This is a genomic window from Desertihabitans aurantiacus (genome assembly GCF_003344635.1).
GTDB lineage: Bacteria > Actinomycetota > Actinomycetes > Propionibacteriales > Propionibacteriaceae > Desertihabitans > Desertihabitans aurantiacus.
In genome coordinates this window covers 1-1,380 of record NZ_QPKK01000489.1, presented here as the reverse complement: position 1 = coordinate 1,380, position 1,380 = coordinate 1, and the positions used below count along the sequence as shown (strand labels likewise).

At 25.4% G+C, this 1,380-nt stretch carries 1 protein-coding gene; it reads left to right on the top strand.

The window, feature by feature from the left end:
* Window positions 1-263, top strand: a 263-nt coding sequence (locus DVA66_RS21835; protein ID WP_232822105.1) for a hypothetical protein, incomplete at its 5' end; no start/stop codon positions are given.
* Between the last annotated feature and the right edge of the window lie 1,117 nt (window positions 264-1,380).

Below are 1,380 nucleotides of genomic sequence, written 5' to 3'. Positions count from 1 at the left end.
AAGATTTGAACGATATTATTTTCTTAGTGAGATTATGTAGTAACTTGAACGACTCAAATTCAATACCTAAACTTGCTGAAGACTTTGATATAAAATTAGGTACATTAAATGGCTTAATGTCTGGCAAGCGTCTTAGATTCAGAACCAAAACATTAACTGGCTTATTAGACGACATTGAGTTGTTTGCTAGTATGAAGTTAACTGACGAAGATAACACTTCAGTTGATAACAACTCTGATTCTAGCGAATCTCAATTTCATTAAGTATCATTCGATAGCGTGTAACTTTTATATGTAGGTTACACGCTTATTTTTATGTGTAAATGTCGGGTGTAAGTTTAATAACCTTACTATAACTCTTACGTTTAAGGTTACATAAGGTTACATAAGGTAAGTTAATATATAAAAATAACGACAAAAAAGATGACTTCTATATCATTCAAATAGAAACCATCTTTTTTGTCGTTTTATCATCCTATCTCAAACTCATTAAAACATTAAATTAAAAAAGAATCGTTTTTTCAAACTTTTTTATAATATCAAAATATAATGACCATGAAATAGCAAATTAACTATAAGTATATATAGCCTGTAAAAACCATAACAGACATCATTCTATTATGGTTCAGATAATACATGAGGTAAAGGCGATGCCAAATAATATTCAGTCAATAAACATATAACAGGAACAAAAATCCAAACAATAATAAATAAATTTTTATAGTTATTTGTATTTTCTTTTCCTTTATTGATAAAATAAAAAATAGTTGTAACAATCATAGAAATTACAAAAATAATAGTGCTAATCAATAAAAACGAATTCATACTCGTTGTTTTTTCTCCTCCTAAAAACATATCTTTAAACACTATTGACAGCATTGTAAATAAAAATAAACATACACTAACTTCAAAACTTTTTTTGAACATAGAATTACACTCCTCTTTTTTTTAATAAACATGTATATATTAATGTTTCATAATTAATTAACGATACATATCACTGAATACTCGATAAACAATATAATTAAATATAACACTTTTAAAACAAATCCAAAAGGAGTTTACATAATGAACATTTTATTCGGAGTTTTTATCATTTTCACTTTTTTTCTACTATTTATTTCCGGAATATTAAAAAGTTTATCTTTTGATTATTTTACTTTCAATACTTACGAAATATTGAACAAAAAAATTAGCAAACCCATCATTAACATATCTTCTATTATTTTTATTTTTTTGGAACTATTCATTCCGCTAGTAAGCCTTCTAAACTTTACAATAAAAAAATGGCAAATAATACTAGTGGCATTCTCCTATCTATTCACTCTACTAATACTATTAACAGCAATTTATATGGGTAATAAAAATAAAAGTTGCGGTT